The organism is Streptomyces sp. UF-297 (assembly GCF_058245575.1).
In genome coordinates, this window is sequence record NZ_JBSIBZ010000006.1 from 128,187 (window position 1) to 149,238 (window position 21,052).

At 63.0% G+C, this 21,052-nt stretch carries 19 protein-coding genes; 13 read left to right on the plus strand and 6 right to left on the minus strand.

Going from position 1 to position 21,052, the window contains the following annotated elements; genetic code table 11:
• Positions 1–125: 125 nt before the first annotated feature.
• From eccB to AC4IJH_RS06185, 12 genes are all read left to right on the plus strand, one after another.
• Positions 126–1,757: a type VII secretion protein EccB gene (eccB, locus tag AC4IJH_RS06130; RefSeq protein ID WP_490850487.1), complete on the plus strand. Its 1,632-nt coding sequence runs from the start codon at positions 126–128 to the stop codon at positions 1,755–1,757.
• A gap of 387 nt (positions 1,758–2,144) precedes the next feature.
• The gene (locus tag AC4IJH_RS06135; protein ID WP_490850488.1) at positions 2,145–2,465 is read left to right on the plus strand and encodes a WXG100 family type VII secretion target; all 321 of its coding nucleotides are present in this window, start codon (positions 2,145–2,147) and stop codon (positions 2,463–2,465) included.
• Between the two features lie 78 nt (positions 2,466–2,543).
• Positions 2,544–2,834 (plus strand): WXG100 family type VII secretion target, encoded by a 291-nt coding sequence (locus tag AC4IJH_RS06140; RefSeq protein ID WP_490850489.1) that lies wholly within the window; start codon positions 2,544–2,546, stop codon positions 2,832–2,834.
• Between the two features lie 244 nt (positions 2,835–3,078).
• A complete protein-coding gene (gene mycP, locus AC4IJH_RS06145) occupies positions 3,079–4,314 on the plus strand; it encodes a type VII secretion-associated serine protease mycosin (protein ID WP_490850490.1) in 1,236 nt (411 codons plus the stop codon).
• A 29-nt stretch (positions 4,315–4,343) separates the two neighbouring features.
• Positions 4,344–4,673: a hypothetical protein gene (locus tag AC4IJH_RS06150; RefSeq protein ID WP_490850491.1), complete on the plus strand. Its 330-nt coding sequence runs from the start codon at positions 4,344–4,346 to the stop codon at positions 4,671–4,673.
• Positions 4,674–4,733: 60 nt separating this feature from the next.
• Positions 4,734–6,224 (plus strand): hypothetical protein, encoded by a 1,491-nt coding sequence (locus AC4IJH_RS06155; protein ID WP_490850492.1) that lies wholly within the window; start codon positions 4,734–4,736, stop codon positions 6,222–6,224.
• A gap of 91 nt (positions 6,225–6,315) precedes the next feature.
• Entirely contained in the window at positions 6,316–7,638 is a 1,323-nt protein-coding gene (gene mycP / locus AC4IJH_RS06160; RefSeq protein WP_490850493.1) for a type VII secretion-associated serine protease mycosin, read from the plus strand.
• 355 nt (positions 7,639–7,993) lie between these two features.
• Complete coding sequence (locus AC4IJH_RS06165; protein ID WP_490850494.1) at positions 7,994–8,392, plus strand: DUF6317 family protein; 399 nt, start codon at positions 7,994–7,996, stop codon at positions 8,390–8,392.
• Between the two features lie 40 nt (positions 8,393–8,432).
• The gene (locus tag AC4IJH_RS06170; RefSeq protein ID WP_490850495.1) at positions 8,433–9,686 is read left to right on the plus strand and encodes a putative T7SS-secreted protein; all 1,254 of its coding nucleotides are present in this window, start codon (positions 8,433–8,435) and stop codon (positions 9,684–9,686) included.
• A gap of 638 nt (positions 9,687–10,324) precedes the next feature.
• Positions 10,325–11,023 (plus strand): hypothetical protein, encoded by a 699-nt coding sequence (locus AC4IJH_RS06175; protein ID WP_490850496.1) that lies wholly within the window; start codon positions 10,325–10,327, stop codon positions 11,021–11,023.
• A 174-nt stretch (positions 11,024–11,197) separates the two neighbouring features.
• Positions 11,198–12,622 carry a hypothetical protein gene (locus tag AC4IJH_RS06180; RefSeq protein WP_490850497.1) on the plus strand — a complete coding sequence of 475 codons (1,425 nt, stop codon included), beginning with the start codon at positions 11,198–11,200 and terminating at the stop codon, positions 12,620–12,622.
• Positions 12,623–12,759: 137 nt separating this feature from the next.
• Complete coding sequence (locus tag AC4IJH_RS06185) at positions 12,760–14,034, plus strand: outer membrane protein assembly factor BamB family protein (RefSeq protein WP_490850498.1); 1,275 nt, start codon at positions 12,760–12,762, stop codon at positions 14,032–14,034.
• A gap of 79 nt (positions 14,035–14,113) precedes the next feature.
• On the opposite strand, the gene AC4IJH_RS06190 is transcribed toward AC4IJH_RS06185, so the two are convergent.
• The 3 genes from AC4IJH_RS06190 to AC4IJH_RS06200 all read right to left on the minus strand — a co-directional run bounded on the left by AC4IJH_RS06190 (position 14,114) and on the right by AC4IJH_RS06200 (position 17,461).
• Positions 14,114–14,764 carry a hypothetical protein gene (locus tag AC4IJH_RS06190; RefSeq protein ID WP_490850499.1) on the minus strand — a complete coding sequence of 217 codons (651 nt, stop codon included), beginning with the start codon at positions 14,762–14,764 and terminating at the stop codon, positions 14,114–14,116.
• A gap of 50 nt (positions 14,765–14,814) precedes the next feature.
• Positions 14,815–17,055: a hypothetical protein gene (locus AC4IJH_RS06195; RefSeq protein ID WP_490850500.1), complete on the minus strand. Its 2,241-nt coding sequence runs from the start codon at positions 17,053–17,055 to the stop codon at positions 14,815–14,817.
• Between the two features lie 70 nt (positions 17,056–17,125).
• Positions 17,126–17,461 carry a hypothetical protein gene (locus AC4IJH_RS06200; RefSeq protein ID WP_490850501.1) on the minus strand — a complete coding sequence of 112 codons (336 nt, stop codon included), beginning with the start codon at positions 17,459–17,461 and terminating at the stop codon, positions 17,126–17,128.
• 723 nt (positions 17,462–18,184) lie between these two features.
• Here AC4IJH_RS06200 and AC4IJH_RS06205 point away from each other — a divergent pair.
• Positions 18,185–18,829 carry a hypothetical protein gene (locus tag AC4IJH_RS06205; RefSeq protein ID WP_490850502.1) on the plus strand — a complete coding sequence of 215 codons (645 nt, stop codon included), beginning with the start codon at positions 18,185–18,187 and terminating at the stop codon, positions 18,827–18,829.
• Between the two features lie 36 nt (positions 18,830–18,865).
• Here the strand turns inward: AC4IJH_RS06205 and AC4IJH_RS06210 are convergent, their stop codons facing one another.
• The 3 genes from AC4IJH_RS06210 to AC4IJH_RS06220 form a co-directional block, all read right to left on the minus strand.
• Positions 18,866–19,219 (minus strand): hypothetical protein, encoded by a 354-nt coding sequence (locus tag AC4IJH_RS06210; protein WP_490850503.1) that lies wholly within the window; start codon positions 19,217–19,219, stop codon positions 18,866–18,868.
• Positions 19,220–19,305: 86 nt separating this feature from the next.
• Positions 19,306–20,565: an amidase domain-containing protein gene (locus AC4IJH_RS06215; RefSeq protein ID WP_490850504.1), complete on the minus strand. Its 1,260-nt coding sequence runs from the start codon at positions 20,563–20,565 to the stop codon at positions 19,306–19,308.
• A gap of 2 nt (positions 20,566–20,567) precedes the next feature.
• The gene (locus AC4IJH_RS06220) at positions 20,568–20,885 is read right to left on the minus strand and encodes a WXG100 family type VII secretion target (protein ID WP_490850505.1); all 318 of its coding nucleotides are present in this window, start codon (positions 20,883–20,885) and stop codon (positions 20,568–20,570) included.
• Between the last annotated feature and the right edge of the window lie 167 nt (positions 20,886–21,052).

The window sequence follows — 21,052 nt, forward strand, 5'->3', positions numbered from 1 at the left end:
TGGCGACTTGACTTGTGATACCCGTACGGTACGGGCCGATCATCGCACGGCATAGTAGAGGGCGCTGCGGCCAATGGGGCGAGCGCGGCCACCGGTGGAAAAGACAGGCGGGGAGTTAGGTAACGATGGCATCACGTCGGGACGAGCTGAATGCGTTCACATATGCGCGAAAGCGCACGGTGGCCTCGTTCCTCAAGCCCTTGCCGAACGGATCGACCGAAAGCGCACCGAGGCCCCTCAAGACCGTATTGCCCAGCATCATCCTGGGTGCCGTACTGGTCGCGGGATTCGGCGCCTGCGGGATCATCAAGCCTTTGGCGCCGAAGGATTGGGACAAAGTAGGTGCGGGTGTGATTGTGGGCGACAAGTCCACCACCCGATATGTCGCGCTCACCGACAAGCGCGACAACAAGAAGCAGGTTGTACTGCACCCCGTCCTCAACCTCGCCTCGGCCAAGCTCCTGACGCTGCCCGACAAGTTCCAGGTGTTCAAGGTCAAAGAGTCGGAGATCGACACCAAGCATCCGCACGGTCCCGCCGTAGGCATTCCGAACGCCCCCGACCGGCTGCCGGACAAAAAGGATGCGGCGGAGAAGAAGGACTGGGTGCTGTGCCAGCGCCCCGACGCGGGAAAGAACAGCAAGGGCCAGCAGGCGATCTTCGTGCTGGGCAAGGGCGACAAGAAATTGATCGAGGGCAAGGGCAAGCTGACCGCCAAGCGCGCGATGTACGTCCAGGACGAGGAGAAGCGCGAGTACCTGGTCGACAGCCGCGGGGTCGCCCACCCGCTGGGCTTCGAGGTGGACCCGAAGGCGCCGGACGCCAAGAAGGTCGCGGTGAACCGGATGCTGGTGCGCATCATCTTCGGTGACGTCCAGCCGCAGCCGGTCTCGGAACAGTGGATGAGCACGCTGATCAAGAGCCCGGTCCCGATCACCGTGCCCCAGGTCCCGGACGCGGGCAAGCCCACCAACGCCCCCGGCGTACCGCAGAACCACCGCAAGATCGGCGATGTGGTGCAGGCGGACAACGGCGGCAAGTGGCAGAAGTACGTGGTCACCAAGGAGGGCCTGCAGCAGGTCTCCGACTTCGTGGCGCGCATGCTGGTCAAGGGCCCGAACGCGAGCGCGGTGAACGGTCCCGGCGGCGGTGAGATCAAGGTGGAGCGGGTCTCCCAGGCGGACATCGCGCCCACCGGCGAGCAGTTCCTGAAGAAGGTCCCCTTCGAGGTCCCGGGCCTGCCGGGCGCTGCCATGGGCGTGGACAACCCGTGGCCCACCGAGGAGGTCGCCCTCGCCAACAACTTCCAGGAGCAGGGCGGCAACAGCGTCACCTGCAGCGTCTACCACAGCGGTGACCTCACGATCGGCGGCGTCGTACAGAAGCGCCCCGACAACGGCCAGCCCATCCCCGACATGTCGATGTGGACCGGCGACGACTTCCCCGCCAAGCTCTCCTCGGGCCAGTCCACGTACGTCACGCCCGGCAGCGGGCTGCTCTACCGCCAGGTGGAGAAGGCCGGCGACAAGAGCGGGCGCCTCTTCCTGGTGACCGACACCGGTCTGCGCTACGCGGTGCCTGTGAACAACGACAGCGTCGACCAGGCCAGCAAGGCGGACAAGGACCAGAACCAGTCCCAGGCGCGGCTCGGGTACGGCACCGTGCATCCGCTCCCGATTCCCAAGCAGTGGTCGCAGCTGCTGTCTGCGGGCCCGTCCCTGGACACCACGAGCGCTAAGCAGCCGCAGGTTCAGTAGCGGGCGCGGGTCGCCAAAAGTCCATACCGATGCTCGGAGGTCCAAACCGGACCGATGCTCGGAGGTCCATACCGGTGCTCAGGCTCGTACTCAGATCCGTACTCAGATTCGTACGTGTACAAGTACTTAGCCGCCCCCGCACAGCTGATCGGTGATGATCAAATGCGTGACCGGAACGTCCATTTCTGGTCAGCTGTGCGCAGTTTCACGATCCGTATGTGGCGTGAAGGATTGTTGTGATCTGGCTACAACGATCGGATCCCTGTTGGGTGTTGTCATACGGAGTGGATAGAGTGACCAAGGCATCGTCGGGAGATGCCACCCGCCCAGTGCTATGTCCGCACTAGCGGGAGCACGTGACACGACTCTCATGGGGGACGTTGACGCATGGCTGGTCAGCAGTTCAAGACTACTGAAGAGGAGATGCGGGCACTCAGCAACCGCATCTCCCAGGTAAGCAGCTCGCTCAAGGGCGAGATTACGCGCCTGAACGGCGTGGTCGACGGAATCACCTCCGGTTGGCAGGGTGGCGCCTCGCAGGCGTACGACCGTCTCCAGCGTCAGGTGAACGCGGACGGCGACCGTCTGTCGCAGATCCTGAACGACATCAAGGAAGCGGTCGACAACACGACCCGCAACTACTCCACTTCCGAGGAGGAGCAGCGCTCCGCGATTTCGCAGATCGCTTCTCAGTCGCCGTTCGGATGATGAGGCCGCACCGCTGAAAAGCGGTGCCGGTGCATCCCTCTTTTTCTTCCGACCGCTTCAACTCCCCAAGGAGACAACATGGCTGGCCACATTCTGGTCAACTTCCAGACGATCTCTCAGGCGTCGTCTGATGTCCGTCAGGGCGCAAGCCGCATCCGTCAGCAGCTCGACGACCTCGAGTCGGCTGTCAAGAAGGTCTCGGCGACCTGGGAAGGTTCTGCCCAGGAGGGTTACCAGCAGAAGCAGCGCGAGTGGGACCAGCGCGCCGCCTCCCTGCAGCAGACCCTGGAGCAGATCGCCAAGGCGCTCGACGTCGCCGCGCAGAACTACGAGAGCACGGAGCACAAGAACGCTTCGATGTGGAAGTAACGACTGCGGTCTGAGAGCCGAGGTCGACAGAGACTTACGGAGCTGGGCAGCCCGAGCGGCTCGCCGAAGCATGGAGAGGGCGGGCGCGCAGCCTTTGGGCGCGCCCGCCCTCTTGCCAATTCCGAACAATTCCAATGATCAATCGGCACGGAATGACGCCTGACCGGCTGATCCGATACGGCCGGTACGTGGGGATGGAGAGCAGACAACCGTGGGACTCCGTGGGATCCGTGTGATCCGTGCGATGGGGCACACCCGGACAGCAGGGCACCGCAGGCACGCGGCGACGGCCGCGACCGTGGTGCTGTGCACCCTCGCGCTCACCGGCGCCGGCACCGCGACGGCTTTCGCCGACGAGCCCGTCCCGCTCAACAGCGGCCAGTGCAAGTTCCCGTCGAACCACATCAAGGAAACCCCTTGGTCCCTCCAGCGCCTCCTCGTCGATGAGATGTGGAAGTCCGGCAAGGGCGAGGGCGTCAAGGTCGCCGTGATCGACACCGGCGTCTCCAAGGAGAACGCCCAGATCGGTGCGGCACTCACGGGCGGCAAGACCTTCGTCAAGGACGGCGACCAGAACGTCGACCAGGTCGGCCACGGCACCAAGGTCGCCGGCATCATCGCGGCCCAGCGCATCAAGCAGTCCGGATTCTTCGGAATCGCGCCCGGGGCCAAGATCATCCCCTACCAGCAGACCTCCGAAGAGGGCGGCGGTACGGCGGACAAACTGGCCGATGCCATCGACGCCGCCGTCAAGGACGGCGCCGACATCATCAACATCTCCCAGGGCACCGACGCCGACAAGTCCCTCCTGGACAAGCTCCAGGGAGCCGTGACGCGCGCCGAGCAGAAGAACCGGCTGATCGTCGTCTCGGCCGGCAACGGCGGCGCCGACGGCAAGCTGCGCAACATGTACCCGGCCGCCTTCAAGAACAAGAACGTCCTGGCGGTGGCCGCCTCCGACCGCAACGACGAACGAGCCCCCTTCTCCCAGGCCGGTGCCTTCGTCGATGTGGCCGCCCCCGGAGTGGACATGGTCTCCACCGTCCCCAAGGGCGGCCAGTGCGTGGACCAGGGCACCAGCTTCGCGGCCCCCTACGCCGCGGGCGTCGCCGCCCTCCTGAAGCAGAAGCACAAGAACTGGACGCCGGAACAGATCATCTGGCACCTCGAGGAGACGGCCAACCGCCCCCGCGCGGGCCGCGACGTCAACACCGGCTGGGGCGTGGTCGACCCCGTCGCCGCCATGAACAACGACACCACCCCCACAGGCGAACCGGCCCCCAAGCGCAACGACGACGCCAAAAAAGCCGCCAACACCATCCAGCCCGCCACCCTGATCCTCGGCGAGTCCCCCACAGACCGCCGCACCCGCGTCGCCACCTACGTCATCGGCGGCGCTGTGATCGCTATCGCAGGCGTAGTAGGCGGCTCCGTCGCATATCGTGACTGGCGACGCAAGACCGGCAGTACCGGCAATTGAAGAACGGGATGAACGGGGAGGACTGACACATGGGTCAGGAGTACAGGGTTGATCTGAGCGCCCTCGACAACGTCGTGAAGAAGCTCAACGGCGTGCTCAAGGAGCTCGGTTCGGCGCACTCGGATGCGAAGTACAAGACGGAGCTGCCGGCCAGCGCTCTTGGTGTGTCCGCGGGCAAGGGAAAGTTCAGCGAGGCGGAAAACCTCACCCAGGCGCACAAGATGATGAAGACGCACATCGAAGAGATCGTGCAGCACCTCAATGACGTGATGGACAAGTTCGGGCAGAAGACGAAGAAGGCGCACGGCGAGTACCAGAACCAGGAAGCCGAAGTCACCAAGAACATGTCCGGCGGGTGATGACGCTGCACGCAGGTAGAGAGCTGACGGTGGTGTTGGAAAACAAGGGGGACATTGGTCATGTCGCGTAGCGGTACCGAGTACGAGTACATCCCGGCGAACATGTGCTTCAACGCACAACACGAAACAAACTTCGCCGAGTTGGACATGGACACCATGAAGGCGATGGTGTCCGCGTCGGACCCCGGCCAGGTCATGCAGGTGGCCGACGGCTGGGAATCGCTTCGCAACCAGCTAGTCGGCGGTGGCGACGGCGGTATTCGCGGTGTCTTCAAGAAGGCTGTCGACGAGGTACTGCAGGACTGGAAGGGCGAGGCCGCCGACCGGTTCAAGGCGGAGGCCGAGAAGATCAGCAAGAAGATCTTCGATGGTTCGGAGTACGCCCGCTACACCTCTGTCGCCATGCGCAACGCGGGTAACGCCCTGAGCCGGATCAAGCCCGAAGTCATGGCGATGGAGAAGCCCAGCGCTGCCTCCAGCGCTTGGGACTGGGCAACCGACAGCAAGCGCGATGACACAGGTTTGCGGAACGACCTGAAGGACACCAACAAGACAACCCAGCAGGCGCTCGACAACAACCGCGACAGCCTCTCCAAGGGCAAAGAGGCTCAGCTCGCCATGGCCGTGAAGATGGAGGAGCTGGGGGGCGTTTACGTTTCTCAGTACAAGGCAATGGGGAGCTGGAAGGGCCACTCGAAGTATGGCAACGACGAGGACTATCCGGGCGCACCGGGCGGTACAGCACCAGTACCGATGCCTGTCGGCCCAGCACCTTCCGCTCCGAAGCCTTCGAACCGCGGGCCGCTGACCCCCACGGGCAAGGGCCCCGGTTTCTCTCCTGATGTGAAGACGCCGCGTCCCGAGGGAGTCCACGGCGGTGTCGGGCAGGTCAAACCCAGCACCAGGACGCCCGAGATGCCCAAGATCGGCACGGGCCTCGACAGCTTCAACCCCAACCCTGGAGTGCCCGGTGGCGGCGGCCCTCACACTGCCACTCCCAATGGAGGGCTCGGACCCATCAATGGCGGTCCGAATACCGGACCGAACGGCGGGAGCAACACTTTCCTGCCCGGCACGCCCGGCGTACCCAGTGGGACTGGTCGTGGCATTGGGGCGAACCGCGGAACGCCGAGCGGCACAACGACTGGCCGCGGGGTAATCGGTAACCCCGGAGGAACAAGCGGCAGCCAGACCGGACGTCCGGGCATGCCGGGCGGTATGGGCGGCACCGGTGGCGGCGCAGGCGGCGGTCGCGCCGGAATCGCTGGACGTGGTGCCCTCGCCCGCACGCCGGGTGGCGTCGTCGGTACGCCTGGCGGCAAGGCCAGCGGTACGGCCCAGGGCGGCTCAGCCCTGCACCGCAGCCGTGGCGGCACTCAGGCCGGAGAGGGCGCGGGTAACCGCCGCCCCAACGGAATGATGGGCATGCCCGGCTCCCGCGGCGCCAACGGCGAGGAGAAGAACGAAGGCGGCAAGCGTCCCGACTATCTCGTCGAGGACGAGGAGACCTGGACGCCGGAGCGTAACGTGGCGCCCAAGGTCATCGAGTAGGTACCTGCCGGGCAGGTAATCGGCGGAGATGCAATGGGGCCCGCAGTCTTCGGGCTGCGGGCCCCATTCTGTTGAGGAGAGGTGTTACAGCTTGAGCTTCACGCGGACGCTGCGTGCAGTGGGCGGCGCGGTAGTGGCGGGAGCGCTGCTCTTCGGGACCGCGCCGGTTGCTGCGGCAGATCAGGTCAGAAAAGATCAGTGGCCTTTGCAGGCATTCGCATCTGAAGAGATCTGGAAGGTCTCGACAGGGAAGGGTGTCACTGTTGCAGTCATCGATGATGGAGTCTATTCGCAGCACCAAGATCTAAAAGGTAATGTACTGGCAGGTAAAGATTTCATTGACGGACGTTCATCTGAGCCGAAAGATGGAGATGAACATGGAACTGCGATGTCTGGGATCATTGCAGGCCACGGGCATGGTGTAGGCGGAAAAGACGGCGTCAAAGGTTTGGCTCCGGATGCCAAAATCCTAGCTATCCGTGACCTCGGGAAGGGGAATGATGGCTTCGCGCCTTCCATTCGCTATGCTGTTGATAAGGGCGCCTCTGTAATCAATATCTCGCAAGGGGGGACTCAATCCCCTGGAGAGCCTGAGGCAATCAGGTATGCCTTGGAGCATGATGTCTTGGTCGTTGCGGCTACTGGCAACGACGGGAGAGGTCCTGATTCACTTCCCTCATATCCGGCAAATTATCCGGGAGTTGTGGGAGTGGGGGGCATTAAGAGCAATGGTGAGTTTTGGGAGGGGTCGAACTTTGGGCCTTTGGTCATGCTCACTGCTCCCGCTAAGGGAATTGTCTCGGCTGGACGCGGAGTTGACCGCTACCGTAAGGGAACTGGTACTTCGGATGCGTCAGCCTATGTCTCCGCCGCAGCGGCTCTCCTCCGCGCCAAATTCCCCGATCTCACTGCCGGTCAAATTGCCAACCGCCTGACCAAGACCGCCGGCCTCCCCGACTCCGCCAAGGGCGCATCCCTCCCGGACCAGAAGTACGGCTACGGTTTCATCCAGCCCCTTGCAGCGTTGAAGAAGGACATCCCGGCCGGTTCCAAGAATGGGCCCCTCAAGATGCCGGAAGGGCAGTCGTCATCCTCCGCCGGCTCCGACGGCGCATCGCCCAACACGCCTGACAAGGAGAACAACCAGGCAAAGGGCGATCAGAAGGAAGACGGCATGAGCACGGTCGCCGTCGTCGGTATCGCCGCCGGTGTCCTCGTGGTCGTAGCTGTGATCGTCATCGTCGTGGCGATGCAGCGGAAGCGCGGCCGTAACGGACCGCCTCCGCCCGGCGGAACGGGCGGGTACGGCAGCGGTGGCGGCGCCGGTTTCCCGCCGCCCCCGAACCCGTATCAGCAGCCCACACCTCCCGGCTCCTACCCCCCTCCTCCGTCGAATCAGCCGCCGAGGCAGTAAGTTCCAAAGGATTCCAAAGAAACAGGCTGCGTTGCGCAGCGACTGACGCCATAGGGCGGCGGGTGCTCCTCAAGAGCGCCCGCCGCCCTATGCAGTTGGCACTGCCGGAACCAACTGGCGTAGAGATATCGCTAAATCTCACGCCGCTTGATTGCCGAGGCCTTGGGTCGATAGCGACTGTTCAATCCTTGGTGCAGTAGGGGAACCGTCCAACGATGCTGGATGTGCACAAAGTTTCAGCCATATGGAGCGGTGGGTTGCATACCCGCCTTTTGTCTGAATGCAGCCCTGTTAGCATTTCTGTGCATGTTCCAGCGATCGTGGTGAGCCGTGCAGTTTGCATTGTCCAAGAGTCATGCCTGCAAGGGTGGTTCGCCCGCTGCTTCGGGGAAGTGGGTGTGACCTGGTGGGGTCGGGAAAGTTTCAGGTCGACGTTCAAGAGCTTGCCGCTCTGGCGAATCGACTGGACCAGTGCACACAGTCCATGCGTCATGCCAGTGGCGAATTGCGCAGTGCGACGACGCGCGATCTCGGCAATGGCCAGATCGACAAGAACGGCGCCGAGTTCAAGAGCTCATGGGAGTACGGGATCTCTCAGATAGCCGAGGTCGCGGATGCCATCCGTGAAGGACTGAAGGCTACCGCGCGCACATACAGCGAGACCGACAGCGCAATTCAGCAGGCCCTCACCCAGGGAGCCGGCCGCGGCGGCTCGTCAGGCGGGAATGGTCTGCAGGCCACTCCCTTCGGATAGTTGAGACAACTTCTTTGGATGTAACGGGGGTAGTCAGGACGTGTCACTGTCAGAGCAGCTCTTCGGGTACGGCGGCGGGAACCCCTACGACAACAACGGGCAGTTCCCCGGCCTGCAGTTCAACCCCGCGCCAGGAACGCCACAGGCTGTCCAACATCTGGTTGACGACCTCGATCGTGCACACCGGAATCTCAAGAGCGCGCTTGAGATTCTGAATGGAATCGACAGTGGAGACAAATGGTCGGGCGAAGCAGCAGAGAAGTTCCGAGCCAAGACCCGGAGCCTGCCGAAGATGCTGGACGTGGCCACCGAATCTTTCGGGCTCGCCCATTACACGCTGAATAACTGGCATTCTCAGCTCGTCTACTTACAGACCAAGGCTCGCACACACGAGAGCGAGGCCAGGTCTGCACGCAAGCGGTTCGAGCGGGCCGAAAAGAACCCGAGCCTGCAACTCTTCCGAGACGGTGGTATCGGTCTCAAGCCGGATGAGGTCGAGCAGGCTCAGAACAGTTATCGAAAGGCCGCTGCCGAGCTGACCTCGGCCCGCTCCCACCTCGAGGCCATCATCGCGGATGCGGAGAAGGTCGGCACACAGCATGTGGAGCTCGCCGGCCGCGCTGCTAGCGCGCTGGCGAAGGCTGCTGAGCACGCTCCCGACAAGCCCGGCTTGTTCGACGACATCAAGCATGCGATGAAGAGCGTGGTTGACGGCATTGCCAAGATCGGACCCGAGATAGCGAAGTGGGCCATCAAACATGCCAACTCCATTGCCGCCATAGGCGATGTCTTCGCCGCGATCAGTACGATCACCGGCACAGTGGCACTTGCCTTCCCGCCCTCCGCGGTGATCTTGGCGCCTGCCTCTGGCATTACATCGGGTATTGCCTTGGGGCTGCACCTCACAGCGAGAGCGGCGGGAGGAGAGCAGGTCGTCAGCGATCGGACTCTCGCCGAGGACGGCTTGGGAGTCGTCTCCTTCGGCACAATGAAGGCAGCGGCGAGGATGGAGAAACTTGCGGAGGGTGCTGCTGCAGGCAGGATGCTGGACGGGGTCAGTGACAGCACGGGAAAAATATCGATTGGCATGACCGGATGGGACTGGTTCAAAGACCAAACCGGTCTTGGGTATTTCCTTCCCAAGAGCAAGACAGAGGCTGCTGTGATTGGTGGGTCCTTTTTCGTGGCCGGGCCAATGGGGCCACCCGTTCTCGAACTCAGCATGGCTTTCAAGCGTGCCTGGAACAAAGGCAGTGAGAAGGATTCTGCTGCACAGCACCAAGTAGCGGACTGAGGTAATGCAATGGGTATGGTTCTGCTGGTCCTGCTACTTGGCTCGGCGCTAGTGGCTGCTGTCCTGATTTCCGTCACTGCGTATCGGAACGGACTGCAGGCGCGTGAGCGGCGAAGGCGTGAGGAAATCTTGCGGTCCTTTGATGGGCGGCCAGATGTGATAATTCCTGCGAGTGGTGCCGGCATGTCCATCGCGGAAACGATTCGGGTGGCTCGTCGCCATGGCTATGAAATGTGGGGCTGGGAACCCGTACGGAGAAGCCCGCCCCGCTTGCGTTTCAGATTGCAGCCCCCACCTCAAGAGATGCCGACAGCCGCAGCCGCCCCGCATGCCCAGTCGCAGACCTCAGGAATTCCCGGGGTCGTCCCGCAGGCCTCCTCCAGGGACTTGCAGGAAATCCAAAGGGATGTCTACCGAGTGACCGGCCGGGCCACTGTCGTGCGACTGGCTGATTTTTGTGTGATATTTGGCGTGCTGGTGATGATAAAGGCCGTCAGCGATTACCGAGTGGGTAACTCCTATGTGCTGGAGGCAGCCATAGCGATCGCTTTGATCCTGGGATCCGTAGTGGGCGGTGTAGTCGGTCGTGTAGCTATGCGCAGGCAGAATGAACGGTTCAATAAGGAGGGCGGTGCTCGGTGAATATTTCTTTTGACATTCCGCCTGCATTTCGCGAACTGAAGCCAGGCATGAGTTCCGATGAGGTGAGAACGGAAGTTCGCGCACGTGTCATGGAGGAGGGACATTCCATTGCCGCGGTCATGGAGGACGATATCGCGCTGGAGCGCGAAAAGACTTCCTCCTTGCTCGCCGCGACAGGTGTCGTATATGCGGCCTCCTGCTTCGGGCAGTTGAATGGGGAATGGTCTACCGGGACGCTTACCATCGGGCTGCAGGAGCTTGAATACTCGGATCCGAGTGTGGCCGTACAGGGAATATGCAGAATCATGGCCGCGGAGCGCGGTCAAAGCGCGGAGATTGACACTCTTCGTTTGCCGTGCGGCGAGGCTGCTCTGGTCATTCAGCAGACCCCGGCCCTGCGCATGCCTGGAGAGCTGACGAAGTCGGGCACCGATATTCCTATCGATGTGGCGCAGCTCCAGGCCTTCATTCCCGTTCCGCGAGACGCCGTTCCTGGAGCGCAGAATCTGGTCACAGTGACGTTCAGTACCCCAACATTGGATCACTGGTCTGAGTACAGCGATATTATGGCCGACTTCCTGCGTAGTCTGCGCTTTTCTCCGGATGCATCCCAAGAAGCGAACGAGGAACCCCCACCTATGGTGATGGCCTCGCACATGCCTGCCGATGGGAGCGTCTCAGCGGTGTTCGGTTGACACCGTGAGTGTGGGAACGCGACGCCAACGACGAAGTAGTGGTGGCCGGGACACATGTGACCGCACACCTCAAAGGGAAGACTCTTCAAGAGGGGAACCATGTCGTATCCACCACCGCCCGGCGGGCCAGGCCCCGCTGCGGGAAGCGGCTATCCACAAGGGCAGCTGCCGCACATGCCCGTGCACTACCCGTCGCCTACGCCGCCTCCGGATGGTGCGAGCGGAAGTGGCTTCAAGAAGCTCGTTGTCGTAGCCGTCGTCCTGGCGGCGCTGTCCTTGCTGGGGCTCGGCGGCGTAGCAGGCGTCAACGCTCTCGTCGAGCAACCGCTTCCGAACGCGCAGGGTGCGGGAGAGGGCGGGGGTAAGCCCCTGATGGGTGACAGGGAGATATCTGCTCTCCTCGGTGATCGTACGAAGGCGTTGCACGGTGGCGATGAGGACGCTTACCTCGCAGCGTTCTCGGACGACGTCAAGAAGAAGCAACGCAAGGTCTTCAAGAACCTGCGGAAGGTTCCCTTCACCAAGGCCGAGTACGCGGCCCTCCAGGTGACCGGCGCCGGGAGCGACAGCTACGGCGACGGTGTCTCGCTCGCATTGGACGTCGCTTTCGTCCACCAGATCAAGGACGTGGACGTCGCACCTGTCGCCGAGTGGTACCGCTGGATCGTGACCAGGGAGTCGGAGAACTCCGATCCTGTGGTGACCAAGGTGAGCGGCTCGCCCAACGCCTGGGGCAAGGAAGAGTTCGTTTTCTACCCGGGCCCATGGGATGTCTACGACGACATGTATGTGAAGCGCCAGAAGCATTCGATCACCATCGCGGACAACAAGAACTCCGAGACGGTGAGCCGCTACACGCCGTACATAGAGAAGTCCGCCCAGGATGATCTGACGGCATGGAAGGCCAAGGCCCCGCAAGGCGTGAAGACGCCGCAGTCCTTCGTCGTGGTGGTCGAGCCCGATCGCAAGACGTACAACCGCATGTACACCAGCACGGTTGACGACACAGCGTGGGAGGCGGGGATGAGCGTTCCCATGCCTGCCTACACCAAGAATCGGGAGCAGGACGGCGGTCAGTACGGAGGGGCCCGTATCAAGATGTACGGCTCTGCCGACTACTTTGAACCCAAGCGTTGGAAAGACGGTGTTCCGCTGATCTCGCGCCACGAAATGGCGCACGCCCTGCTGGAGCCGCTCGACAATGGCGAGACCACGATCGGGACCGCCTTGACCGGCGAAGGGGCCCCTCGTACCTGGCTGGTCGAGGGTTTTGCCGATTACATGTCCATGAGGGACAGGCCGGCCGAGCGGCAGGCGCGCATCCGTGCCCGGCTCTCAGGCAAGTCGTTCGACGGCAAACTTCCGGCCAGCGGACCGGAGTTCGAGTCTCAGCGAGACGTCAGTGCGAACTACACACTCAGCCATCTTGTCGTCGAGTTCATCGCCAAGAAGGCTGGCGAAGACGGGATGTTCGCGTTCGCCGTGCAGCACTATCAGCATCCTCGGCAGCTGAACGCTCAACTGCAGAAGACGCTCGGCATGAGCCCGGCCGAGTTCGAGAAGGAATGGGCCTCGTACGTGAGGAGCGTCGTCAAGTGAGCGGGAGCTACGGTGTGCCGCGACCGGCAAACCCCTATGGGCAGCCAATGCCTCCTCAGCCCGCACCTGCCCATGCGCCTCCAGCGCCGCCTGTTCCTCCGCAGCAGCCACCGTCGGGAGCCCGCCGCCGGCCGTCCGTGGGCCAGATCATCATCCTGTCCATCGCCCTCCTAGTCCTGATCGGATCGGGCGGAGGCATGTGGTACTTGCTGACCAAACCGGCCTACGAAACGGTCTCTTGGGCCACCCCCGGATTCGTCAACAAGAACAAGGTGGACATCCCGCACCGGACGAGAAACGTATGGTTCCTCGACGGCGCAGTGATCCAGGCGCTGCCCGACGGCATCAACGCCTACGACTCCCTCAACGGGCGCCGGTTGTGGGGCACAGCCTTGCCCGGCAGCGGCAACGTCACGTGCACGGCATCCTCGGTATCGACCGGCGATGTGGCGGTCCTCGGCTATGGCGAGCCAGGACGCTGCGACCACGTCGCGGCCTATGACCTGCGCTCGGGCAAGGAGCTGTGGACCAAATCCTTCACTATGAAGAGCAATTCGGACTCCGTCGTCATCTCCCGCTCGGGGAGCGTTGTCGTCGTCGACTCGAACGCCGGCAACGCCCAGGCGTTCAGAGCGAGCGACGGCAAGCGTCCGTGGAACCCGGCGAGGGCCAGGACGAAGCAGTGCGCCGGGAGCGGCACGTACACGGGCGGCACCGCCTTGATCAGGATTCAGGAGTGCATGTCCGAGGATTACTCCGACGAGTGGGCACAGGTGTCACTCATTGACCCGGAGACAGGGCGGGCCACCTGGACGAGGCGCTTCGACGATGAGTCCATGGGCGATGTGAGCACGGTCTCCTCCTCTCCGGTCGTTCTCATGACACAGGACAAGGGCCTCATTGCGCTCGACGACAAGACGGGGAAGGTACGGAGCAAGTTCTCGCCCGGAATGCCCGCGGGCAATATGACTGGGGGCAGGTCGTACGGCGACGCGGACTCCTGGGCGGAGACCTCCACCTTCGGCAACACCTTTGTGATCTCGGGTTCGGACTCGGATCAGGGCGAGGTGGGCGTCGTGGCAGCGTACGACCTCGACAGCGGCAAGCAGCTCTGGAAACACAAAGAAGGTCAGCGGCACAAGTTCCTGCCTATTCAGGGCGCTGACGGCAAACGGATCCTCGTCTATGACGCCGACGGAGCCTCTGTTGGACCGCAGTTGCTGGAGTTCGACCGCAACAGCGGGAAGAAGCAGGTCCTTGTCCAATACCCGGACAAGGTCGACATGAGCCTGGGTGCAGGCTCACTGCCGTACTGGTACAAGAACCAACTCTTCGTCGCTTCCAAGCACTCCCAGGGCATCTTCCAGGACGAGGAGAGGCACGCGTTGGTAGCCCTGAAGACCAAGGCATAGGGCGGGGCTCTTGTTCCCCTCACCCAACGAAGGCTCGAGGGGAACAAGAGCGAGTGGGATACGGAGGACTCGGAGACGGTTAGTCTTCCTTTTGCCCAGGTGAAGGGCTGACGGTGTCGACGGTGGGGATGACTGGGAGACTCTTGGCCCGACTGCAGCCCAGTTCCTGTGCCATTTTCCGCATGATGGGGTAGACGACCGACAGCCGGGCTGATCGTTCCTGAGCCTCTGGCAAGTCAGTGGATGAGCTGTAGGCTGTCGACCAGAGGTAGAGTTTGTCGGTCTTGAAAGCCGGAACCTTGATCTTGCATTTGAGTGCCACAGATGAGGAGTCGTCGTCGGCGTAGGAGCCATCGGCCACATCGAAGAGGGTCAGCTTCTCGTCGTCGGTGTGCTTCCGGGGCGTACCATCCGCGATTTCCCAACTGAAGCTGACTATCAACTCGGCCGAATCCCCATCCAGCGTTCTCGCTTCGCACGCGCTGACGGCACGGGTACTGGATGTGTCAGCTCGATTAGTCGTGGTTCTGAGGATTTCTGCAGCTCCTTTCAATCCCGGCGATGAACCCTTGCTCAACTCTTCGGATTTCCTGTTGCCCAAGAGTGCGTTGAAGGATTTTCTTGCGTCCGCAGTGAGAGAATTTTCGCAGAAGCTCCTTGCTGTGGCATCAAGGTGAGATGCCGCAGAGGGCTGTGTATTGTCGGAGCAGCCAGTGACGAGTGCAGCCATGCTGGCGACTCCGAGCACCGTGACGAGCGCTTTGCGCTTTCCGCCCACTTTTAGTCCGCCTTGTACGGTTCTGTTTTGATTTTGTTGGTTTTCTCGTATCCGTTGCTGGCTGCTCTGATGAGTTCCCGATCGACGTTGGAGTCGTCGCCGATTCCGTTGGCCATTTTGTAAGCGTCGATCGGGGTGCTGACTCGGCCCTCGCCCGTGCTCCGGTACTTGCTCTCGGCGTCATTGACGTCGTCGCTCTTATTCATTTCATACTTCTTTGCCGCATCGTCCACCTCGTGTCCGACATGTGTCTCAACTGCCCCTCCGACAACTTCGGCGACGATGGGGACGGCTATCGCTGCTCCGGCGCCTCCTGTGAAAATCCCTACGCCCGTTCCAACCACTGAGCCGACTCCGTACTTGATCCAATCGGTCGATTTCGCCAGGTCCTCCTTTTGCTTCTCGACGTCCCCTGCTGCATCCGACCTGATCTGTTCCACACGAGAGGAATCCAGGAGCCCGTGGATCTCGGCGCTGTTGCCCACGGCGCTGATGGCACCTTGCGCATGCTGGGGGTATGCGGCCGCGGGTGAGTCCAAGACCCCGAGTGTGTATGCCTGCTGGGCTCGGGACATCGCAGCGTGTGTGTCTTCTTTCTGCCCCATCACGGTCAAGAACTTCCGGGACTCCTCACGGTCGATGGAGGCATGGGCCTGTCCCTTGGTGTCGTAGAGCGGATCCCGGTCATCCCCCCGCCGATCGCCGAAGTTCGAGTACCCGTTGTTCAGGTCGTCGATGTAGCCGGCGCCCACCTTGCTGATGCTGTCGCCGATCCCGAGGCGTTCGTGGAGAAGTTTGGGGTTTTCGCCGTAGGCCTGGATGACGCGTTCCGCGATGTCGGCGCCGTCAGAGGTGCGGTGGAAGGGGGGTACGGGTGCGCCGTGTGCGACCCCGAGGGTGGCTGACTCCAGGGCGTGGCCGAGGGAGTTGTGGCCGGCGGTCTTTTCGGGCTTGTCTCCGTAGACGGTGTCCGGGGGCCATTCGCGGGCGGGGGTGTCGTCGGAGCCGCCGACGAGGTAGTCGAAGTTCTCCTCGTCCTTGAAGAATTCGGCGGAGGCGGTGGCGTTGTGACCGAGGGCCTCCATGAAGCCGGTCATGGGGTCGTTGCCTTGGTCGTTCTTGCCGCCGCCGAGGTTCAGGTCGCTGCCGTAGACGCCGCTACGCCAGACCTGGTCGAGGCCGCCGTACTTCTCGGCCTGTTCCTTTTCGTGCTTGATGAGGCCCGTGCCGTAGTCGTTGAGGAAGGCATCGTCGTACTTGCCGTTGCGCATCAGGCTGCTCATGACCTGATAGCCGGAGGGACTGGACTGGGAGTGGTTGGCGACCGGGTCGGGGCCGAGTTCGAGCATCTCGGCCTTCCAGTCCTTCATGGCCTGGCTGTCGGACTGGGTGGCGGTGCCGAGGGTGTGGCCGAGGCTGACCTGGAGATCTTCGAGGATGTCCTTGCGGGGCCCGCTGAGCTGGCCGCCGGCCAAGGGACGGCCGGTCAGCTCGGCCCACAGCTGCAGTGACCCCTTCGCTTTCATGCCGATGGCGAACTTCTCTGCGAACTCCTTGTCGCCCTTGTTGTCCTTGAGGAGTTCGTTGAGCTGTTTCAGCTCGGTGTCCGACATCTTCGCGCCCTTCTTCGCGAGGTCGAGGGCGCGGATGGAATCGGCGGAGTCGAGGGAGGTGGCCAGGCCCTTGGAGTTGAAGTCCCCTCTGTCGCCACCCAGATTGCGCTTCAGGGCCCAGCAGGCGGTTTCATCGGCCTCGGCGGCTCGATGCAGAATCTTGGTGAGCCGGGCAGCGAGGGCATCGCACTGGTCCTGCTGTTTGCGGATCAGCTCTGCGCCGTCGGGGTCATGGACGGCGCCGGAGTCCTTGGACAGATCATGGCGCGGAGTGACCTTGCCGGTGGCGCTGACATGCAAGCCCTGCTTCTTCGCCTCTGCGCCGGCGACATGATGCAAGTCGGCCTTGGCGTCCTTCAGCTCGTCGTAGAGCGTCTTGAGGACTCCGTATACGGCCCTGGCCTCGGCTTCCGCATCGGCGTACTCCTGTTTGATCTGGCGTAACTGGAGGTCGGCATTGGCGGCGAAGAAGGCAGGCTCGGCCCATCCCGCGTCGCGAAAGGGGCGGTGCACATGGTCGGCGTAGTCGGCCTGGAGCTCCTTGAACTTCTGAGAGGTCTCCCGCCAGCGGTCTGCCGCGGTGCTCAGATTGGTGAGAGTGAGGTGGTACAGCTGCTCGTACGTCGGCATGGCCGATTCCCCGTTCTGTCCCGTTATTTCCGCGATCTCGCTACGGTGCGTACGCGACCGTACGGAAGCCTCAGCCGAAGGGGGAGCGCTCGGACTGGAGTCTCTGCATGCCTTGGGTGTTGGTGGTCTCCACCTGGCTGTAGTTCGTCCCCGTACGCTCCAGTTGGAATCCGAGACCGCTGACGCGCTTGACCAGCGAAGAGCACTGGCTCGACCAGGTCTCCGCGAGCGCCGAAAGGGCCTGGCCGAGCCCGCCGTGCCATTCGCCACCGCTGAAGTTCTTGGCCGCTGCGCTGGTTTCGTCGACCGGCTGCTGACCTGCGGACTGGGTCTTGCCGGCGAGCTGGCGGGCGCCGAGCCCCGCGCTCTGTAGCGAGCCCGGTTTCTCGATCTTGGTGCCGTTCATCGTTGCGATTCACCCCTGTTGTCGCACCCGGGAAGCTCCGGAACCGGTAAAGGCCCGCCCAGGTAATCGTCAAGGGAGCCTAAGGGGAGTGCTCGCGCCGTGTTCAGGGTTGCTGACGATTAGGTCAGATCTGGCGCATTCGCTGCAGGTGGTTGACGGCTGTACGGGGTGAGTGCGCACCCGGCACTCCAACGCGCGCGCCCCGCAACGGTGTTGAGACGGCGGGGTGCAATCGTGTTCGAGGTCGTTCCAGAACCATGCAGCCAACCCCAGCTGTCGCGACAAATGCCGCGCGGCGTCGTGCAGTGCTCCGAACGCATCCAGGACTTCCTCGGCCCGCTCCACGAATTCCGGCGGGGCAGGGGACCGGCGCGTTCCCCGAAGGCCTTGACCACAGCGCCGAATGCTTTGAGACTGTCGGTCGCCTTCGGTTCGCCGTTTTCCGCCCGCTCCTGGAAGCTCGTGCCCCTGCTGCCGGATGAAGAGGCAGGGAGAGGGCTTCATTTGGTGGATGCCCTTGCCGAGCGTTGGATGGTTGTCGACAGGCCCCCCGTCGGATAGGCCGTACATGCCGAACTCGATCTGCTGACAAGGGATCTGGAAGCCAGCGGCGCGTGAGGCGGTGGTGGTTCAGCGGGTGAGACATCTTCTGGGTGGGCCGGTCGTGTCCGTGGTGACAGCGGAAAATCGGCAGTGGGAGGACGAGAGAGGTGGCAGAGACTCGTGTCGGCGAGTGGTGATGTGGTGGACCGGCCCGAAGTTTTGGACATCCGGCAGGTTTTGAAGCGTAACTACCTTGAGTTGGGCAAACTGCTCGGCGTGCGGAGTGTCGTCATAGCGGTATTGGTCGCGGTGCCGGTGGTGCTGCGTGTGGTGGGTGTGCCGGATTCCTTCTTGCTGGTTTTGCCCATCGTTCCTGCAGGGTTTCTTGCCATCTTCACTGTGTATCGGGTCAGGTGCGGGGTGCGCCTCGTTCAATGTGGCAGGGTGTTGCGGCACTACCCGCTTGAGTTCCACACGCGTGTGGTCAGGAAGAGTGTGGAATGGACCGAATACGGCAATGTGTACACGATCCGGATTTCGATTCGTGGGCAGCACGGGGCGCCGTTGATGCTGGCCCTCAATGCAGCGGGGCGGCGTCGCTGGCCGGAGGGCACTGAGAACGGGGTGTGGGTTGCGGGTGATCTGCCGTTCGGGGGTGTGATGGTGGTGCCAGGTAGCAACGCGATGATGTTTTTGAATCCGGCGGACTGGGAGAAATTGGCCCCGAGGCGGGAGCAGGCCGGCGCCGAGCGCATCGCATTGGCCGAGCGGGCCGGGATTGCGCAGAGGAACTGGAAGAGGCTGCTGTTCGCGCGGGGCGGGTGACCCGCGCGCCGACAGGTGTTCAAGCTCTCTTTCGGCTCAGCCCTCGCACATCGGTCTGCTGATGTTGGCGGCTGTTTCGGCGGCGTCTGAGTGCGTCATGACGGTGACCAACGAGGTCAGAGGAATCATGAGTCCGGCGATGACGACGAAGAGGACGGCGAGGGAGCTCTGCCAGCCGGCGTTGGGGCCGGAACCGCGGCGTCGCGCCCGGCGGAAGAGCACGATGTGTGCGAGCAGCGCCAGGACGGCCGAGAGCAGCCCGCCGTAGGCAGTGGCGAAATGAGTCCACGGCACGGCTATATAGCGGCAGGCGGCCGACTGGTGGTGGAGGTGCTCGTTGGACAGCGAGAGCGTCGCGATGAAACAGGCGACGGAGGCTGCGGACAGCAACGGTACCGCGAGGACTGCGGTCCGCCATCTCTTTGATGGGCGAATCTGCCGTTCCGTGGGCCGGGTGGCTGCGTCGTCCACGGGTATCAGTACCAATCCGGGTGCGGGCGGACGATACGGAGTTTTTGTTGCCCTTCGGCTTTCTCGGTCGTGGGCAGTCGGCCTTCCAGACTGACGTTCTGGTATGGGTCCGAGTGCTGGGTGTACTTGATTTCGCCGTCCGGCATCACTGCCGTGACGATCGCCGCGTGGTGGGTGTTGCCGTGCTCGATGCTGTCGTTGGGGCCTTGCTGCTCGTAATAGACGATGTCGCCGGGCCTGGCCTGTGAAGGTGAGACCTCTTCGCCGCCGTGCTGGAGCATGAAGTTCTGCTGGTTTTCGGCTCCGGCCCAGGACTTGGAGTAGTACATCTTCTTGTCCCACCAGTCGTTGCCGATGCCGCTGGTGTGCCCCCAAGTGTCGTCTCCCCTGGCGCCCGCCCAGAAGTCGAGCTTCTTCTGCATACCCGCGTGGTCGAGTGCCTGGGAGACGAAGTTGGTGCAGTTGTTGCCGAAGTCGATCGAGTCCTCCTCATCCCAGTTGTCCAGGGCGTACTCGACCATCTTGACCCGGTCGAACTTCCCGTCCGTACCGCGCATTTCACGCTTGGCGGCCTCAGGAATCCCGTCCAGTCGCGTGATGGCCACCGGCTCGGCCCGCATCAGGTCGTGCTGCTGCTTCTCGCTCAGTCCGTTCCACCACGCCTGTACGGCCGCGGGGTTGGTGCCAGGCTTGGGTATGTCGGCGGCGAGCATGTCCATCTCGACGCGCGACGCCGTGTTCTGCTCCTTGAGCGCCTTGTCCGGGTCGTCGATTGTGGCGGCGCCGATGAGGCGGGTCAGCTCGGCCTTCGTCAGCTTGTCCGCCTCATTGGCCTGCCGCAGCGCCTGGTCGCGCAGGGCGACGATCTCGGTATAGGCCTGCTGCTTGTCCGCGCCTGCGCTCGGTGCGGGGCACTGAAGCGGTTGGCCGTTGTCGTCGAGGGCGAGGTCGTGGGCCCGTGCGATGTCGACGAGCTGGTGAGCCGTGCTCTGCGCGAGTTCGAGGCTGGTGTGCATGCCCTCCAGCACCATTTTGACGCTGAGTAGCAGGTCGTATGCCGATTCCAGCTGGTTCGCCAGCTTGACGAAATCGCCGGCCGCCGACTGGCCGACTTCGTCCGCCCAATTGTCGGCGAGTGGCTTGGCGCCCTGCTCTCGTACGTCGTGCGCCGCGTTGAGCGCGTACTTCGCCAGCGCCGCCCAGTCGTCGGCGGCGTCCTTCCACTTCCGGGGATGGGCGCTGATGAGATCCGAGTACGTGACCATGCTCAGTGCTTCCCCAGGTCCTTCATAGCCGCACGCAGTCGCGAGACGGCTTCTTGGTCGGCGGCGTCGTAACCATCCGCGGAATCCTGGAGCCGCTGTCCCAGATCGCCCATTTTCTTGGCGAGCTCGACCATGCGGTCTTCCCAGGTCTTGTGGCATGTGCCCAGGGCCTCGGCGGACTGCCAGCCGAAATGGCTGTCCGCGACGGCTTGGCTGCTGTCGAGTGCGTTGCGCATTCGCCGCTGAGTGTCGCCCGACAGTGCCTTCATGTCGTCGCCGGTGCCGCGCACCTTGGCCGTATTCACTCGTATATCGCTCACGGGAGCCCCCGTTCCCATTGTTGCCAGACTGCGGCGTGCGCATGACTGATGTGCCGTACACGCACATCCTAGGGGCGTGGAAGTGTGCCCACGCAAGAGGGGCATCGGGCAGGCGATTCCCGCTGAAAAGCGATCATGCCGGGGCGGGCCGCTACGAACCGACGGCT

Excerpts from the sequence above, each read along its gene's own strand:
- eccB (WP_490850487.1), top strand. The coding sequence starts at position 126 with ATGGCATCACGTCGGGACGAGCTGAATGCGTTCACATATGCGCGAAAG.
- AC4IJH_RS06135 (WP_490850488.1), top strand. The coding sequence starts at position 2,145 with ATGGCTGGTCAGCAGTTCAAGACTACTGAAGAGGAGATGCGGGCACTC.
- AC4IJH_RS06140 (WP_490850489.1), top strand. The coding sequence starts at position 2,544 with ATGGCTGGCCACATTCTGGTCAACTTCCAGACGATCTCTCAGGCGTCG.
- mycP (WP_490850490.1), top strand. The coding sequence starts at position 3,079 with ATGGGGCACACCCGGACAGCAGGGCACCGCAGGCACGCGGCGACGGCC.
- AC4IJH_RS06150 (WP_490850491.1), top strand. The coding sequence starts at position 4,344 with ATGGGTCAGGAGTACAGGGTTGATCTGAGCGCCCTCGACAACGTCGTG.
- AC4IJH_RS06155 (WP_490850492.1), top strand. The coding sequence starts at position 4,734 with ATGTCGCGTAGCGGTACCGAGTACGAGTACATCCCGGCGAACATGTGC.
- AC4IJH_RS06165 (WP_490850494.1), top strand. The coding sequence starts at position 7,994 with ATGCCTGCAAGGGTGGTTCGCCCGCTGCTTCGGGGAAGTGGGTGTGAC.
- AC4IJH_RS06180 (WP_490850497.1), top strand. The coding sequence starts at position 11,198 with ATGCCCGTGCACTACCCGTCGCCTACGCCGCCTCCGGATGGTGCGAGC.
- AC4IJH_RS06190 (WP_490850499.1), bottom strand. The coding sequence starts at position 14,764 with ATGGCTGCACTCGTCACTGGCTGCTCCGACAATACACAGCCCTCTGCG.
- AC4IJH_RS06195 (WP_490850500.1), bottom strand. The coding sequence starts at position 17,055 with ATGCCGACGTACGAGCAGCTGTACCACCTCACTCTCACCAATCTGAGC.
- AC4IJH_RS06200 (WP_490850501.1), bottom strand. The coding sequence starts at position 17,461 with ATGAACGGCACCAAGATCGAGAAACCGGGCTCGCTACAGAGCGCGGGG.
- AC4IJH_RS06215 (WP_490850504.1), bottom strand. The coding sequence starts at position 20,565 with ATGGTCACGTACTCGGATCTCATCAGCGCCCATCCCCGGAAGTGGAAG.